Below are 15693 nucleotides of genomic sequence, written 5' to 3' on the forward strand. Positions count from 1 at the left end.
AGTCGGAGGACGATTGCTCGAGTGCTGGGGTTGCCCTCCAGTCGCCGGCCCGCCGGCGGCCGACACGTGTGTTCCGCGCAGACTGATTTGATGACGACCGGCGTAGCGGCCGCAAGCCGCCGCGCCGCATCCAGCAAAATCGATGCGATCGTCTCAGCGCCCCGTTTCCGATGCTTTCGGAAGCGGGGCGTTGGTCTTTGGCGAGGGCTGGCCGAAGACCCGCCGCAGGATCAGACGTGCTGACCGCCGTTGATGTGGATCTCGGCGCCGTTCACATAGGACGACGTCTCGGTGCACAGCACGTAGATGATCTTCGCGACTTCGTCCGGCGTGCCGAGCCGGCGCATCGGGATCTGCTCCTCGACGATCTTCTCGGTGCCCGGCGACAGGATCGAGGTGTCGATCTCGCCCGGCGCGATCGAATTCACCCGGACGCCGACATGGCCGAAGTCGGCCGCCATCTCCCGCGTCAGCCCGGCGAGCGCCGCTTTCGAGGTGCCGTAGGCCGCGCCCGCGAACGGGTGGACCCGCGAGCCGGCGATCGAGGTGACGTTCACCACCGAGCCCTTGGCCGCCTTCAATTCCTCGATCAGTCCCCGCGCCATCATGATCGGCGCGAAGAAGTTCACCCGGAACACGTGCTCCCAGGTGTCGAGGTCGGTGTCGATGGTGCCGAGCCGTCCGCCGCCGGCCGCCTTCGGCGAGATCGCGGCGTTGTTGACCAGCGCGTGCAGCACGCCGCCGTCGAGCCGTTCGCGGATTTCGTCGATGCCGCGCAGCGTGTCGGCGCGGTCGCCGAGGTCGATCTGGATGTGATCCTCGGGCCCCGCACCCCACGGGCATTGTTCGGGAAACGGATGGCGCGAGCAGGTGATCACCCGCCAGCCGGCGCTGGAGAAGCGGATCACCGTGGCATGACCGATGCCGCGACTGGCGCCGGTCAGAATCATGGTCCGGCGCGGCGCGTTGCTCTCGGGCTGGCGCGGCTTCAGGGAGTCGGGGCTCATGGATACAGCCTTGTCTTGATCCAGGGGTGATCCGGGGTGTCCCGGCAGAATTCGATACGGTCGTGCAGTCGGAACGGACGGTCGTGCCAGAATTCGATCCGGCTCGGCGTGATCCGCCAGCCGCTCCAGCCTGGCGGCCGCGGAACCTCACCGACCAGATGGCGCGCGGCGACTTTGGCGATCGCCTGCTCGAACGCGAACCGGCTTTCCAGCGGCTGCGACTGCTTGCTCGCCCAGGCGCCGATTTGCGCCTGCTTCGGCCGGGTGGCGAAATAGGCGTCGGCCTCAGCGTCGGTCACCGGCGCCACGGTGCCGCGAATCCGAATCTGCCGGCGCAGCGATTTCCAGTGAAACAGCAGTGCGGCCTTCGGATTGCCGGCGAGTTCGCGGCCCTTCTGACTGGCGATGTGGCTGTAGAACACGAAGCCGTGGTCGTCATAGCCCTTCATTAGAACCATGCGCACGTCGGGCAGGCCGTCGGCATCGACGGTGGCCAGCGCCATCGCGTTGGGATCGTTGGGTTCGGACCTGGTGGCTTCCGCAAGCCATTCAGCGAACAGCGCAAACGGATTCTCCGCCGCAGTGAAATCACCGGACGTTAACTCACTCTGTGGTCTGATCGTAGGGTCGCTCATGCGAGGGAATCCGAATTGTGCTTCACCGCGGTCTGGGACGCGCTGCGGGTCCTGTATAGGTTCGACCTATATAGGGCACGGCAACGCATTGGCCTATCGGCGATCCTGCCGCCTTCTTCGGCAATGATAGCGATTCTAATCGGTGCCTCGCTCGGCGGCTGCGGCATGACCGGGCGCGACGGGCCGTTCGCGCAGATGGACTCGAGCGACTTCACCGGATCGATCGGCGCGATCCTGCCGGCCAAAGACGATGGACCGACCGAGGCCGATCTAGCGCTGGCGCGGATGGCTGCTTCCGATGTCCTGACCAAAGGCGACAAGGATTCCAGCCAGCCGTGGGAGAATCCGGCGACCGGAGCGCGCGGCTCGGTGACGCCGCTGGCCGCCGCTTACAGCAATGACGGCCGCACCTGCCGGGGTTTTCTCGCCTCCTACGTCAGGGACAAGACTGAGAGCTGGATGCAGGGCGCGGCCTGTCGCACCGCGCGTGGCCATTGGGAAGTTCGCGCGCTCAAACCGTGGCGGCGCAGCTGAACCGGTCGATTGCGCCGCCAATCGGACCGATTCCGGTTGCAAAACCGACATGAACGCCCCAGATGACTGCCGACGGGCGTTCGCCCACAGTTCGAATTCCTGAAGGAGACGAGACGGATGCGCGACCCCTATGAGGTCCTGGGGGTGCAGCGGGACGCCAGCGCTGCGGCGATCAAAAGCGCCTATCGCAAGCTGGCGAAAAAGCATCACCCAGACAGCAACAAGAACGATCCCAAAGCCGCCGCGCGTTTCGCTGAAATCAATTCCGCCAACGAAATTCTCGGCGACGAAACTAAGCGCAAGCAATTCGATCGCGGCGAGATCGATGCCGAAGGCAAGCCGCGCTTCCAGGGGTTCCCTGGCGGTGGCGGCGGTCGTGCGGGCGGCGCCGGCGGGTTCGAGCAATATTCCTTCCGCTCCGGCGGCGGCGGGCCCGGTGCCGGGTTCGGCGGCGCGGCCGGGTTCGAGGACATCCTGAATTCGATGTTCGGCGGTGCGGCCGGCGCGCGCGGCGCCGGTGCACGTGGCCGGACCCAGGGCTTCGACTTCGACACCGGTTTTGCGCCCGACCTCGATCAGTCGGTGTCGATGACGGTGACGCTCGAGGAAGCCGTTCGTGGCACCGAAAAGAGGGTGCGGCTGCCGAGCGGCAAGGAGCTCAACGTCAAGATTCCGGCCGGGGTCAATGCCGGCCAGCAGATCCGGCTGAAGGGGCAGGGCGAGAGCGCACCCGGTCACCGCGCCGGCGACCTGCTGATCACCGTCAACATCGCCCCGCATGCTTACTTCAAGATCGACGGCAACGATCTGAAGCTCGAGCTGCCGCTGACGCTGTACGAGGCGGTGCTCGGCGCCAAGGTTCGGGTGCCGACGCTCACCGGCGCGATCGAACTGTCGATCCCGAAGAATACCTCGAGCGGGCGCATCTTCCGGCTCAAGGGCAAGGGGCTGTCGAAAGGCGGCGCGACCGGCGATCTTTTCGTCACCACCCGCATCATCCTCCCCGACGGCCACGACGCCGAACTGGAGAAGCTGATGCAGAAGTGGCGCGACAGCCACCCCTACAATCCGCGCGGCGATCTCGGCTGAGCCGGATCGCTTGATGGACAGGCCGCGCGCTGCAACAGCGCGCGGCAGCCGCAACTCATCGTCGGCCAGCTCGATTCCGCGCCTCTTCGCGCCGCCCGTCGCCTTGCCCAAATGGTTGAATTTGCACGCGGACATTGGGCTGTACCCGGCCCGGCCGGTGGTGTAGGTCGAAGGCCGATTGCAAGACGATAGGATCCTCCATGTCGACAGCTTCCGGCCTGATGCAGGGCAAACGCGGCGTGATTCTCGGCGTCGCTAACAACCGTTCGATCGCTTACGGCATCGCGAAAGCCTGCCGCGCGCAGGGCGCCGAAATCGCGCTGACCTATCAGGGCGACGCGCTGAAGAAGCGGGTGGAGCCGCTCGCCGCCGAACTCGGCGGCCTCGTGCTCGGGCACTGCGACGTCACCGACGGCGCCACCATCGACGCGGTGTTCGACGCGGTGAAGGAGAAGTGGGGCAAGATCGACTTCGTGGTCCACGCCATCGCGTTCGCCGACAAGGACGAGCTCGACGGCCGCTATGTCGACACCACGCCGGAGAACTTCTCCAAGTCGATGCTGATCTCGTGCTACTCGCTGACTGCGATCGCGCAGCGCGCCGAGAAACTGATGACCGATGGCGGCTCGATCATCACCCTGACGTACTACGGTGCCGAGAAGTGGATGCCGCATTACAACGTGATGGGCGTCGCCAAGGCGGCGCTGGAGGCCAGCGTGCGCTATCTCGCCGCCGACCTCGGCGAAAAGAACATCCGCGTCAACGCGATCTCCGCCGGCCCGATCAAGACGCTGGCGGCGTCCGGCATCGGCGACTTCCGCTACATTCTCAAGTGGAACGAATACAACGCGCCGCTGCGCCGCACCGTGACGATCGACGAGGTCGGCGACAGCGCGCTGTATTTCCTGTCCGACCTGTCGCGTGGTGTCACCGGCGAAACCCATCACGTCGATTCCGGCTACCACGTCGTCGGCATGAAACGCCCCGACGCGCCGGACATCTCGCTGGGCGGGAAGGACTGAGACACAACCAGAATCGTCATGCGCGGGCTTTCGCGCATTGCATTTGTCCCGTCATTGCGAGCGAAGCGAAGCAATCCAGGGCCCAGATCATGTGACTGCTGGATTGCTTCGTCGCTTCGCTCCTCGCAATGACGCTGAGGCTGATCGGCATTCATGCCCACCATCTACTTCATCCGCCACGGCGAGACCGATTGGAACGCGACCGGGCGCTATCAGGGCACGCAGGACATTCCTCTCAACGACAAGGGGCGGGGGCAGGCGGCTTCGGCCGGCGGCGTGCTCGGCGGGCTGCTCGCGCGCGACGGCCGGCAGCCGGTGGAGCTGGTCTATCACGCAAGCCCGCTCGGCCGCGCCCGCGTCACCATGGAGCTGGTGCGGGGCGCGCTCGGTCTGCCGGCGCAGGGCTACGCGATCGACGACCGGCTGCGGGAGATCACCTACGGCGCTTGGGAAGGCTACACGCTGGCCGAGATGGAGCGCTCGGACGCCGCGGTCTACGCCGCGCGCAACGCCGACCGCTGGTCGGTCGCCCCGCTGCGCGGCGAGAGCTACGCCCAACGGTTGCCCTTCGTCGCCGACTGGGTCGCCTCGCTGACGCGGGACACCGTCGCGGTCGGGCATGTCGGCACCGGCCGCACCCTGTTCGTCGCGCTCGGCCTGAAGACCCCGCGCGAGGCGCTGGAAGGCCCGATCCAGCAGGGCGCCGTCTACGTCTTCCGTAACGGCGGCTTCGAGATCGTGAGCTGAGCTTCCGCGGCGTCCTTCTCTTCCCCCTCGTGGGAGTGGGGGAAGAGGCCGGTTTGACCCTGTCCGGCCGGCGCGTTACCACACCGGCACAGTTCAAGAGGGGCGGCCCGCGCCATGTCGTTCAATACTTTCGGTCACCTGTTTCGCGTCACCACTTACGGCGAGAGCCATGGGGTGGCGATTGGCTGTGTGGTCGACGGCTGCCCGCCGCTGATCCCGCTGACCGAGGCCGACATCCAGGGCGATCTCGACCGCCGCCGGCCCGGCCAGTCGCGCTTCACCACCCAGCGCCAGGAAGCCGATCAGGTGAAGATCCTGTCCGGCGTGATGGTGCACCCCGAGACCGGCGTGCAGGTGACGACCGGCACCCCGATCGCGCTGCAGATCGAGAACACTGACCAGCGCTCCAAGGACTATTCTGACATCCAGAACAAGTATCGCCCCGGCCACGCCGATTTCACCTACGAGGCGAAGTACGGCATCCGCGATTATCGCGGCGGTGGCCGCTCGTCGGCGCGCGAGACCGCGAGCCGGGTGGCGGCGGGCGCCGTCGCCCGCAAGGTGATCGCCGGCATGACGGTGCGCGGCGCGCTGGTGCAGATCGGCCCGCACAAGATCGATCGCGACAAATGGGACTGGGACGAGATCGGCAACAACCCGTTCTTCTGCCCGGACAAGGACGCCGCCGCGCTGTTCGCCGATTATCTCGACGGCATCCGCAAATCCGGCTCGTCGATCGGCGCGGTGATCGAGATCGTCGCCGAGGGCGTTCCGGCCGGGCTTGGTGCGCCGATCTACGGCAAGCTCGACGGCGACCTCGCCGCGGCGCTGATGAGCATCAACGCCGTCAAGGGCGTCGAGATCGGCGACGGCTTCGCCAGCGCTGAATTGACCGGCGAGCAGAACGCCGACGAGATGCGGACCGGCAATCATGGTCCGGCCTTTCTGTCCAACCACGCCGGCGGAATCCTGGGCGGCATTTCCACCGGTCAGCCGGTGGTGGCGCGGTTCGCCGTCAAGCCGACCTCGTCGATTCTGACACCGCGCAAGACCGTCGACCGCGCTGGCCACGACACTGAAATCCTGACCAAGGGCCGCCACGACCCCTGCGTCGGTATTCGCGCCGTGCCGGTCGGTGAGGCGATGGTCGCCTGCGTGCTGGCCGATCATCTGCTGCGCCACCGCGGCCAAATCGGCGGCTGATTGCAGATCGGGACGCTCACGGCCTCACTTCCGCCTCGGGAGTCGGGCGGATGACTGCCATGAGTCCGTCCCTGCTACAAATCGACACGGCGGACGTCTAAAGTGCTGCCATGCATTCCGAACAGATCCGCGGCATTCTCGACTGGCTGAGCGACGGTGCCCGCTCCGAGCCGGACCCGGCGATGAAGATGAAGCTGACCTGCGAGCAGCTCGTCGCCGCCGGCCTGCCGCTGCACCGGGTCGGCGTGTTCGTCGAGACCCTGCACCCCGACATCTACGGCCATCGTTTCATCTGGCGCGCCGACGGCGAAGTCGAGGTCGGCTCGACCACCCAGGACGTCGAGATGTCCGAGGAGTATCAGCGCAGTCCGCTGAAGATCCTGTACGACTACGGCGTCGAGGTCCGCTTCCGGCTCGACGATCCGGAGAGCGCCCGGTTTCCGTTCCTCGACGATCTGCGTGCCGAAGCCGTGACCGACTACACCGCGCTGCCGCTGCGGTTTCTCGACGGCACCTATCACGCCGCCAGCTTCGCCACCAAGCAGCCCGGCGGCTTCACCGATTCCCAGCTCGGCGCGCTGCGGGCGATGATGCCGCCGCTGTCGCGGCTGGTCGAGGTGATTAGCCTGCGCGACATCGCCACCAATTTGCTCGACACCTATGTGGGCAACCGCGCCGGCGCCCGGATTCTCGCCGGCCAGATTCGCCGCGGCCACGCCGAGCATCTGCGCGCCGCGATCTGGTTGTCCGATCTGCGCGGCTTCTCGGCGCTGTCCGACGGCCTGCCGCCGGAGATCATGGTCAAGGTCCTGAATGCTTATTTCGACTGCCAAGTCGCCGCGATCGCGCGCCATGGCGGCGAGGTGCTGAAGTTCATGGGCGACGGCCTGCTCGCGGTGTTTCCGATCGACGACGGTGCCGACGCCGCCGAAGTCTGCGGCCGGATGCTGGCCGCCGCCAACGAATGCCGCGCCAGCATCGCGGCGCTGAATTTCGTCGATGGCAGCCACATCATCGAGAGCTTCCGCTTCGGCGTCGCCCTGCATGTCGGGCAGGTGCTGTACGGCAATATCGGCGGCGGCAACCGGCTCGACTTCACCTGCATCGGCCCGGCGGTGAATCTCGCCGCGCGGCTCGAGCGGCTCGCCGCCCGCCTCGGCCGCACCGTGGTCGCTTCCAGTGACTTTGTCGGCCTGTGCGCGGAAGGCTGGAGCGACCTCGGCGAATTCCCGATGGCTGGCTTCTCCCATGCCGAACGTGTCCATGGCCTCACCGACGAGACGCCGCTGGCAGCCGAAGGGTTGTGAGGCCGGAGAGTCGCTGACGATGCTGAGCCGCGCTACGGGCAACTAATCGATAACTGGTAGTTGAGCACATTGCTGCCGCACGAGTGATGAGGCTCCCTCGCCCCGCTTGCGGGGAGAGGGCTGGGGTGAGGGGGCGTTTCTGCAAGGCCGAGAAGCTCGGCCGTGTTGAGACGCCCCCTCACCCGACCCGTCGTCGCTTCGCTCCGTCGGGTCGACCTCTCCCCGCACGCGGGGAGAGGTGGAATCCCGCGGAGGTCACTACTCCTCCGGCTCGGTCGTAAACAGCAGCGGGTAGCCCTTGGCGCGGCCGGCGTCGGTGGCGCGGGTGGCCTTGGTTTCGGCGACGTCTTTGGTGAACACCCCGACGACGCAGACGCCGCGCTGATGTGCGGTGAGCATGACTTTGTAGGCCTGATCCTCGGTCATCCGGAACTCGGCCTTCAGCACCGACACCACGAACTCGCGCGGCGTGTAGTCGTCGTTGACCAGGATCACCTTGTGCAGCTTCGGCCGCTCGATCTTGATTTTGGCCTTGGTCTTCGGCTTCAGGTCGATGTTGCTCATTCGGTGCCGACCGGTTGGCTCGCTGCTGAAGTAACTGCAGGCGCTATCCTACAGCGTCGGTGCCCGCGGCGAAACCGGCTGCCGCCTGATCACGAACCATGATCGCCAGTGACCGGAAAGTGATCGGAATGGAACCGGTCGCCCTGCTTTCCGTCACGTCAGTTGCATGTCACCATCGCGATTGGTCGACCGGAGGGCTGGTGATGCGCTGGTGGGTCTCGATCGGAATCCTGCTCGCGGCCGCGGCGGCCGGCGTGGCCGCTGTCGCCGCGCCGAAACAAGCGCCGCAATTCGCAGCGGGGCGCGACGACGCCAAGCAGGTCGACGTCGAACTGGTGCTGGCGGTCGACGTCTCCTACTCGATGGATGTCGACGAACTCGCCGTACAGCGTGAAGGCTACGCTCAGGCGTTGATGTCCAACGAGTTCCTTAAGACCCTGAAGACCGGCCCGAACGGCAGGATCGCGGTGACCTATTTCGAATGGGCCGCTTCCAGCGATCAGAAGATCATTCTGCCCTGGCAGATCATCGACGGGCCGGAATCGGCCGATGCGGTCGCGGCCGAGATCATGAAGGCGCCGCTGCGCCGCGCCTCGCGTACCTCGATCTCCGGCGCGATCAACTTCGCGTTGCCGCTGTTCGAGCAGAACCCGTATCACGGGCTGCGCCGGGTGATCGACATTTCCGGCGACGGCCCCAACAACAACGGCGAGCCGGTGACGATCGCGCGCGATGCCGCGGTCGCCAAGGGCGTCGTCATCAACGGTCTGCCGATCATGGTCAAGGAGCCGTCCTACTCGATGATGGATATCGAGAATCTGGACTATTACTACGAGGACTGCGTGATCGGCGGTCCCGGCGCCTTCGTGGTGACGATCAAGGACCGCGCCAAATTCAAGGAAGCGATCCACACCAAGCTGGTGATGGAAGTCGCCGGCCGCGTCCCGCCGGCTCGCATCGTCCCGATCGCCGACGAGCAGCGCCCGGCACGGGTGTCGTGCCTGATCGGCGAGAAGGTCTGGCAGGACCGCTGGGGGCGGTGAGGCATCCCCCTGTCGTTCCCGGGCCGGTGAAGAATGCTTCAGAATCGATGTCGTCTGCGGATCGGCGAAGTCGCGCTGGGCAAGGCGCGGACGCGCGACGCGCGTCCGCAGGTTCGGAAGACGCCGTCAGGCCGCGGCGCGGAAGATGGTTTCGATTTCGGTCTGGGTCGCCTGCTTCGGATTGGTGAAGCCACAGGCGTCTTTCAGCGCGTTGGCGGCAAGGATCGGCACATCGGTCTCCTTCATGCCGAGGCCGCCGAGTCCCGACGGAATGCCGACATCGGCAGATAGCCGCCGGATCGCATGGATGGCGGCGTCGGCGCCCTGCGCGTCGGTCAGGCCAGTGGTGTCGACACCGAGCGCATGGGCGACGTCCTTCAGCCGTCCCGCCGCGACCTGCGCATTGTAGGCCTGTACATGCGGCAGCAGCACCGCGTTGCAGACGCCGTGCGGCAGGTCGTAGAAGCCGCCGAGCTGATGCGCCATCGCGTGCACATAGCCGAGCGAGGCATTGTTGAACGCCATGCCGGCGAGGAAGCCGGCATACGACATCGCCTCGCGGGCGGCGAGGTTCTGGCCCTCGGCCACCACGGTGCGCAGACTGTTGGCGATGATCGACATCGCCTTCAGCGCGCAGGCGTCGGTGATCGGCGTCGCGGCGATCGACACATAGGCCTCGATGGCGTGGGTCAGCGCGTCCATGCCGGTGGCGGCGGTCAGCGCCGGCGGCTTGCCAAGCATCAGCACCGGATCGTTGACCGACAATAGCGGTGTGGTGTGGCGATCGACGATGGCCATCTTCACCTGGCGCTCCTCGTCGGTGATGATGCAGAACCGGGTCATTTCGCTCGCCGTGCCGGCGGTGGTGTTGACGGCGATCAGCGGGAGCTGGGCGTGCGCCGATTTGTCGACGCCTTCGTAGTCCTTGATGCTGCCGCCGTTGGTGGCGGTGAGCGCGATTCCCTTGGCGCAGTCGTGCGCCGAGCCACCGCCGAGCGAGATCACGCAATCGCAGTTTTCCTGCTTCAGCAGTGCGAGTCCGTCCTCGACGTTCTTGATGGTCGGGTTCGGCTTGGCGCCGGGGAAGACCACGCTGGTCACGTTGCGCTCGATCAGCATCGAGGCGATCTGATCGGCGACGCCGAGCTTGTGCAGCCCGCTGTCGGTGACGATCAGTGCGCGCTTGAAGCCGCGGGCCTGGGCGTGGTCCGCGGCGCTCGACACGCAGCCGGCGCCGAACAGGTTGAGAGAGGGAATGAAAAAGGTCGTTGCGGTCATTGGTGCTTCCTTCCATGCGTTTGTTGTTGGTCGATGGTCGATGAGCTGTCCGGCCGGCGAGTGCGCCGGTCCAGATGCGCTCCGTTTTGCAGGGCAATGCCCCGCCGTCCGAACGGCGCGGGAGACGCCGTCCGGGGTTGCTGCGGCCGAGGGCTGTGCACCCGCCGATGAAATCAGTCGCGTGTTAGAAGAAGCCGAGTGGGCCGGTGCCGTAGCTCACCAGCAGGTTCTTGGTGTGCTGATAATGATCGAGCATCATCTTGTGGGTCTCGCGCCCGATGCCCGACTGCTTGTAGCCGCCGAACGCGGCATGCGCCGGATAGGCATGGTAGCAGTTGGTCCATACCCGGCCGGCGGCGATCGCGCGTCCGAATCGATAGGCGCGAGTGCCGTCGCGCGTCCAGACACCGGCACCGAGACCGTATTGGGTGTCGTTGGCGATCGCGACCGCTTCGGCTTCGTCCTTGAAGGTGGTGACCGACACCACCGGGCCGAAGATCTCCTCTTGGAAGATCCGCATCTGGTTGTGGCCGCGAAACACGGTCGGATGCACGTAATAGCCGCCGGCGAGATCGCCGGGCAGCTCCGCACGTCCGCCGCCGGCCAGCAGCTCGGCGCCTTCGTGCCGGCCGATGTCGATGTAAGACAGGATCTTCTCGAGCTGTTCCTGCGAGGCCTGGGCGCCGATCATCGTGGCCGGGTCGCGCGGGTCGCCCTGCCGGATCGCGGCGACGCGGGCGAGTGCTCGCTCCATGAACCGCTCATAGATCGACTCCTGCACCAGCGCGCGGCTCGGGCAGGTGCACACTTCGCCCTGGTTGAGCGCGAACATCACGAAGCCTTCGATCGCCTTGTCGAAGAACGGATCGTCCTCGGCGGCGACGTCGCCAAAAAAGATGTTCGGCGATTTGCCGCCAAGTTCGAGCGACACCGGCACCAGATTCTCGCTGGCGTATTGCATGATCAGCCGGCCGGTCGAGGTCTCGCCGGTGAAGGCGATCTTGGCGATGCGCGGGCTGGAGGCCAACGGCTTGCCGGCTTCGACGCCGAAGCCGTTGACGATGTTGACGACGCCGGGCGGCAAAAGATCGCCGACCAGTTCGGCCCATACCAAGATCGAGGCGGGAGTCTGTTCGGCCGGCTTGAGGACCACGCAGTTGCCGGCGGCGAGTGCCGGCGCCAGCTTCCACGCCGCCATCAGCAGCGGGAAGTTCCACGGAATGATCTGACCGACGACGCCGAGCGGCTCGTGGAAGTGATACGCAATGGTGTCGTGGTCGATCTCCGAGATCGAACCTTCCTGCGCGCGCAACGCACCTGCGAAGTAACGGAAGTGATCGATCGCGAGCGGTAGGTCGGCGGCGCGCGTCTCGCGGATCGGCTTACCATTGTCGAGCGTCTCGGCGATCGCTAGCAGATCGAGATTGGCTTCCATCCGATCAGCGATGCGATTGAGAATGAGTGACCGTTCTGTTGTTGTGGTTTTCGCCCAGCCGGAGCTCGCTGTGTGCGCCGCATCGAGCGCGAGTTCGACGTCCTCCTTCTGTGAACGCGGGATTTCAGTCAGTTTGGCGCCGGTGATCGGCGTGGTGTTGTCAAAGTAGCGTCCGTCGATCGGTTCCACCCAGCGACCGCCGATAAAATTGCCATAGCGAGTTTTGAACACCGTGCTGGCGTCCGGATGCATCGTTGTGATGAGGTTCATGGCTTCCTCCCGTTTGTTTGAAGCGGATGGAACTACGCACAACCTGTGCCAAGGATCGCACAGCCAGCGGCGATCGCGCTTGCGAACTGATCAGTTCGTTGAAAAGGCTGGGAGGATTCTAGATCCGGCGAGGGCAGCGCCTGGTGGTGATCTCTAGACAGCACCTCCGGCTGCGTGTGATAATTGCAGCAGTTGGACGCAACACCTGTTGCAGAATCCAACACTCCGAGGATCCGCCCATGTCAATCGCATCAAGCCGTGATGCCGTCGTCACTGCGCGCCGCCGTTTCTTCGGAGAGGGGCGCCCCGTCGATGGAATGCTCGCCGCGCCGATCCTGCGGTCGTGGCAGCGCTGCGCCGGTCAGGGACTGGACGCCAGCCGCTCGCCGCTGGTCGAGCCGCCCACCGCCCATGAATTGCGCGAACTCCAGGAGCGCCATGATCGTCTCGGCCGCCTCGCGCGGCCGGAGCTGAATGCACTGCAAGGTGACGCGTGCCTGACCGGCAGCGTCGTCATTCTCACCGACGCGGCCGGCGTGGTGCTCGACATGATCGGCTCCGGCGAATTTGCCGGCCGTGCGGCACAAGTGGCGCTGCGGCCCGGCGTGTCGTGGAGCGAGGCCGACACTGGCACCAATGCGATCGGCACCGCGCTGGTCGAGCGCCAGCCGATTGCGGTGCACGGTGCCGAGCACTTCTTCGAGCGTCACCGGATTCTGGCGTGCGCCGCTGCACCGCTGATCGATCCGCGCGGCAGGGTCGCGGGTGCGCTCGACATGACCGGACCGGCGGCAATTCGCCATGTCCATGCGCTCGGCCTGATGCGGCTCGCCGCGGAGCAGATCGAGCACCGGTTCTTCTCGGAAGGATTCGAGCGCTGCACCGTGTTGCGGTTGCACACCGACCGCGCGCTGCTCGGCACGCCGCGCGAAGGCGTGCTGGCGTTTGCCGACGGTGTGCTGGTCGGCGCCAACCGCCACGGCCTCGATCTGATGAATCTCGATTGGCCGGCGCTCGATCTGGCCAGACTCGAGACGCTGCTGCCTAGTGTCCGCCCGTCCGATCAGATCCAGATGCTTCGAGGCCCTCGTGGCACGCGGCTATGGGGCCGGCTGGTCGAGCCACCGCAATGCCGCTCCCGAGCGGCTTCCGCTGCGGTGGTAGCCGCCCCGTCGCCGGCGTCGCCGGTGGGGGAGGTCGAGCCGATCCTCGATACGGAGATGTTGGCGCAGCTGTCGCGCACCGTCCGGCTGGTCGAGGCGGGGATTCCGGTGCTGCTGCTCGGCGAGACCGGATCGGGTAAGGACGTGTTCGCCCGCCGCGTTCACGCCGAGAGCGCGCGGCGCAACAAGCCGTTCGTGCCGGTGAACTGCGCGGCGCTGCCGGAGGGGCTGATCGAGTCCGAGCTGTTCGGCTACGAGGCCGGCGCCTTCACCGGCGCGCGGCGGCAGGGCGCGCCGGGGTTGCTGCGACAGGCCGACGGCGGCGTGCTGTTTCTCGACGAGATCGGCGACATGCCGCTGTCGCTGCAGAGCCGGTTGCTGCGCGTGCTGCAGGACAAGCAGATCTCGCCGCTCGGCGGCGGCCGTCCAGTGCCGGTCGACTTCGCGCTGATCTGCGCCACGCATCAGCCGCTCGGCTCGTTGCTGGCCGCCGGCGCGTTCCGCCAGGATCTGTACTTCCGCATCGCCCAATATGTCGTCGAGCGGCCGCCGGTGCGCCATCACCCGGACCGGCTCGCGCTGGTGCGGAAACTATGGCGCCAGCTCGGCGGAGAGGAAGCGGGCGTCCAGCTCTCGGTCGAGGTCGAGCGCGTGCTCGCCGCCTACAACTGGCCGGGCAACTACCGGCAGCTGGTCGGCACGCTGCGCGCCCTATTGGTGCTCGGCGAGCCGGGACATCCGGTCGAGGTTTCGGCACTTCCAGCCGAAATCCGCGCGGTGAGTGCATGCGACAGTCAGGGCTTAGTGCCGCCGGTGACTTCGCTCGCGGAGCATACAAGGTCCGCCCTGCAGGCCGCCCTGGACGCCAGTGGCGGCAACGTCTCGCGCGCCGCGCGCCGGCTTGGGATCGATCGGAGTACCTACTATCGCCGCCTACTCAAGGACAAGGATCGGATTCGATGAGGCGCTGCGCGGGCGACGGATCGTCAACCCGCCGCCACCCAGTTGCCGTGGAAGCCGTCGGGAATACGATGGCCGAGTTGCACCAGGGCGATCGGGCCGGCCGCAATATCGGTCGCGTTGAAAACGGCGAGATCGCTGCGGTTCTCGCAGCCGCGCCACACCACTGCGAGCAGCCAGCCGTCGGCCTCGCCTGAGTCTTTGCTCCGCGGCACGAACACCGGCTCGCCGATGGTGTCACCGATCGGCAAGAAGTAGCGTGCGCGGCGTTCGCCGTTGCTGCCGACGTGCACGAGGCCGGACAGCACATCGGGCGCTTCCGGATTCATGCAGGCGTACCAGCCGTGGCCGCTGCGCAAGCCGGCGTGGCGTTCATCGATCCGCGGAAATTCACCATTGATGTCGTCGAGGTAGGTGCGCTGGAAGCTGTCGCTGCGGCCGGCGAGGTCGAACGTCCAACGGCACAGCCGGGCGCGCGCTTTGTCCGGATCGGTCGGACGGCCGTTCGTATCGGTGAAGAACGGCGGCGCTTCCGACTGCATCACGTCGGCGATGATCGTGTTGCCCTCGTCCCAGGCGTTCATGACGTGGAACACGAAGCACGGCTCGCTGCGAAACCAACGGATGTCGCGGACGCCGCCGCTGCGCGGCATCACGCCGACATAGGATCCCTTGCGTGGCTCCCAGGCGTAAGGCGGCTTGCCGCGCACTGCGCGCCAGATGCTGCCGGTGAGCGGCAAAATCGGAAACAGCACATGCTTTTCGGTGACGATGAAATCGTGCACCATCGCCGAGTACGGCGCCTTGAAGCGCTCCAGCCGCGTCAGCCGTCCCGAGGCATCGATCGCGCCGTGCATCATGCCGCGGCCGAGCGGCCGGCCGACATTGTAACCGAAGAACAGCATTTCTCCGGTCACCGGATCGATCTTCGGATGCGCCGTGAATGGCCCCTGCAGCGCGCCGCCATAGTCGCAATAGCCGCGCGTCTCCAGCGTGTCCGGCTCGATCTGCATCGGCAGATGCGCTTCCTCCAGCGCCAGCAGCCGGCCGGCGTGATACACTATGTTGGTGTTGGCGACGTTGCCGTCGCGTGGCGTCGAGGCCGGAGCATCCTTCAGCCGCATATTGAATTCGCCGTAGAGCGGCCGGCCGGCTGCGTGCTCGGCTAGCCATTTCGGCGTCCGCACCCAGCGGTTACGATACGACGCGCGGCCATCCTCCAGATGGAATGCGTGCAGCATGCCGTCGCCAAAGAACCAATGCGCATTCGGCGAGACGAATTGCGGGTTGGCGCCGTTACGGTACAGCGTGCCATTCAGCTCGCGCGGCAGCTCGCCCTTGATCGCGAGAAACGGCGCGTCGCATTCCATCGGGATCGGCGCGATGTTGTCCCAGGTCGTCGGGACGCCTCTCACCTGCAGCATATCGTCGGCCTC

At 66.2% G+C, this 15693-nt stretch carries 14 protein-coding genes; 8 read left to right on the plus strand and 6 right to left on the minus strand.

The window, feature by feature from the left end; all coding sequences use genetic code 11:
- Positions 1-230: 230 nt before the first annotated feature.
- On the minus strand, positions 231-1007 hold the full coding sequence (locus DNX69_RS21920) for an SDR family NAD(P)-dependent oxidoreductase (RefSeq protein ID WP_110788098.1): 777 nt from the start codon (positions 1005-1007) through the stop codon (positions 231-233).
- Complete coding sequence (pdxH, locus tag DNX69_RS21925; protein ID WP_110788099.1) at positions 1004-1642, minus strand: pyridoxamine 5'-phosphate oxidase; 639 nt, start codon at positions 1640-1642, stop codon at positions 1004-1006. Before pdxH ends, DNX69_RS21920 begins: the two co-directional genes overlap by 4 nt.
- A gap of 165 nt (positions 1643-1807) precedes the next feature.
- On the opposite strand from pdxH, the gene DNX69_RS21930 reads away from it, so the two are divergent.
- The 6 genes from DNX69_RS21930 to DNX69_RS21955 all read left to right on the plus strand — a co-directional run bounded on the left by DNX69_RS21930 (position 1808) and on the right by DNX69_RS21955 (position 7544).
- The gene (locus DNX69_RS21930) at positions 1808-2176 is read left to right on the plus strand and encodes an RT0821/Lpp0805 family surface protein (RefSeq protein ID WP_425327318.1); all 369 of its coding nucleotides are present in this window, start codon (positions 1808-1810) and stop codon (positions 2174-2176) included.
- 117 nt (positions 2177-2293) lie between these two features.
- Positions 2294-3265 carry a DnaJ C-terminal domain-containing protein gene (locus DNX69_RS21935; RefSeq protein ID WP_110788101.1) on the plus strand — a complete coding sequence of 324 codons (972 nt, stop codon included), beginning with the start codon at positions 2294-2296 and terminating at the stop codon, positions 3263-3265.
- A 200-nt stretch (positions 3266-3465) separates the two neighbouring features.
- On the plus strand, positions 3466-4287 hold the full coding sequence (gene fabI / locus DNX69_RS21940) for an enoyl-ACP reductase FabI (protein ID WP_110788102.1): 822 nt from the start codon (positions 3466-3468) through the stop codon (positions 4285-4287).
- Between the two features lie 153 nt (positions 4288-4440).
- Entirely contained in the window at positions 4441-5034 is a 594-nt protein-coding gene (locus DNX69_RS21945) for a histidine phosphatase family protein (RefSeq protein WP_110788103.1), read from the plus strand.
- 114 nt (positions 5035-5148) lie between these two features.
- Positions 5149-6237 (plus strand): chorismate synthase, encoded by a 1089-nt coding sequence (aroC, locus tag DNX69_RS21950; protein ID WP_110788104.1) that lies wholly within the window; start codon positions 5149-5151, stop codon positions 6235-6237.
- A 110-nt stretch (positions 6238-6347) separates the two neighbouring features.
- Positions 6348-7544: an adenylate/guanylate cyclase domain-containing protein gene (locus tag DNX69_RS21955; protein WP_110788105.1), complete on the plus strand. Its 1197-nt coding sequence runs from the start codon at positions 6348-6350 to the stop codon at positions 7542-7544.
- A gap of 258 nt (positions 7545-7802) precedes the next feature.
- Here the strand turns inward: DNX69_RS21955 and clpS are convergent, their stop codons facing one another.
- Entirely contained in the window at positions 7803-8108 is a 306-nt protein-coding gene (gene clpS / locus DNX69_RS21960) for an ATP-dependent Clp protease adapter ClpS (protein WP_110788106.1), read from the minus strand.
- Between the two features lie 203 nt (positions 8109-8311).
- Between clpS and DNX69_RS21965 the strand changes: the two genes are divergently transcribed.
- The gene (locus tag DNX69_RS21965; protein WP_110788107.1) at positions 8312-9151 is read left to right on the plus strand and encodes a DUF1194 domain-containing protein; all 840 of its coding nucleotides are present in this window, start codon (positions 8312-8314) and stop codon (positions 9149-9151) included.
- A 126-nt stretch (positions 9152-9277) separates the two neighbouring features.
- Here the strand turns inward: DNX69_RS21965 and yiaY are convergent, their stop codons facing one another.
- Complete coding sequence (yiaY, locus tag DNX69_RS21970; RefSeq protein WP_110788108.1) at positions 9278-10429, minus strand: L-threonine dehydrogenase; 1152 nt, start codon at positions 10427-10429, stop codon at positions 9278-9280.
- 184 nt (positions 10430-10613) lie between these two features.
- Positions 10614-12116, minus strand: coding sequence for an aldehyde dehydrogenase (gene adh / locus DNX69_RS21975; protein WP_207803180.1), 1503 nt, complete (start codon positions 12114-12116; stop codon positions 10614-10616).
- Between the two features lie 257 nt (positions 12117-12373).
- Here adh and DNX69_RS21980 point away from each other — a divergent pair, with 257 nt between their 5' ends.
- A complete protein-coding gene (locus tag DNX69_RS21980; protein WP_110788110.1) occupies positions 12374-14260 on the plus strand; it encodes a sigma-54-dependent Fis family transcriptional regulator in 1887 nt (628 codons plus the stop codon).
- 23 nt (positions 14261-14283) lie between these two features.
- On the opposite strand, the gene DNX69_RS21985 is transcribed toward DNX69_RS21980, so the two are convergent.
- Positions 14284-15681, minus strand: a complete 1398-nt coding sequence (locus DNX69_RS21985) for a carotenoid oxygenase family protein (protein ID WP_110788111.1) — start codon at positions 15679-15681, stop codon at positions 14284-14286.
- Positions 15682-15693: the final 12 nt, after the last annotated feature.

The sequence above is a fragment of the Rhodopseudomonas palustris genome (genome assembly GCF_003226555.1).
Classification (GTDB): domain Bacteria; phylum Pseudomonadota; class Alphaproteobacteria; order Rhizobiales; family Xanthobacteraceae; genus Rhodopseudomonas; species Rhodopseudomonas palustris_I.

Coding starts and splice junctions, on each gene's coding strand:
- DNX69_RS21920 (WP_110788098.1), bottom strand. CDS start 1,007: ATGAGCCCCGACTCCCTGAAGCCGCGCCAGCCCGAGAGCAACGCGCCG.
- pdxH (WP_110788099.1), bottom strand. CDS start 1,642: ATGAGCGACCCTACGATCAGACCACAGAGTGAGTTAACGTCCGGTGAT.
- DNX69_RS21930 (WP_425327318.1), top strand. CDS start 1,808: ATGACCGGGCGCGACGGGCCGTTCGCGCAGATGGACTCGAGCGACTTC.
- DNX69_RS21935 (WP_110788101.1), top strand. CDS start 2,294: ATGCGCGACCCCTATGAGGTCCTGGGGGTGCAGCGGGACGCCAGCGCT.
- fabI (WP_110788102.1), top strand. CDS start 3,466: ATGTCGACAGCTTCCGGCCTGATGCAGGGCAAACGCGGCGTGATTCTC.
- DNX69_RS21945 (WP_110788103.1), top strand. CDS start 4,441: ATGCCCACCATCTACTTCATCCGCCACGGCGAGACCGATTGGAACGCG.
- aroC (WP_110788104.1), top strand. CDS start 5,149: ATGTCGTTCAATACTTTCGGTCACCTGTTTCGCGTCACCACTTACGGC.
- DNX69_RS21955 (WP_110788105.1), top strand. CDS start 6,348: ATGCATTCCGAACAGATCCGCGGCATTCTCGACTGGCTGAGCGACGGT.
- clpS (WP_110788106.1), bottom strand. CDS start 8,108: ATGAGCAACATCGACCTGAAGCCGAAGACCAAGGCCAAAATCAAGATC.
- DNX69_RS21965 (WP_110788107.1), top strand. CDS start 8,312: ATGCGCTGGTGGGTCTCGATCGGAATCCTGCTCGCGGCCGCGGCGGCC.
- yiaY (WP_110788108.1), bottom strand. CDS start 10,429: ATGACCGCAACGACCTTTTTCATTCCCTCTCTCAACCTGTTCGGCGCC.
- adh (WP_207803180.1), bottom strand. CDS start 12,116: ATGCATCCGGACGCCAGCACGGTGTTCAAAACTCGCTATGGCAATTTT.
- DNX69_RS21980 (WP_110788110.1), top strand. CDS start 12,374: ATGTCAATCGCATCAAGCCGTGATGCCGTCGTCACTGCGCGCCGCCGT.
- DNX69_RS21985 (WP_110788111.1), bottom strand. CDS start 15,681: ATGCTGCAGGTGAGAGGCGTCCCGACGACCTGGGACAACATCGCGCCG.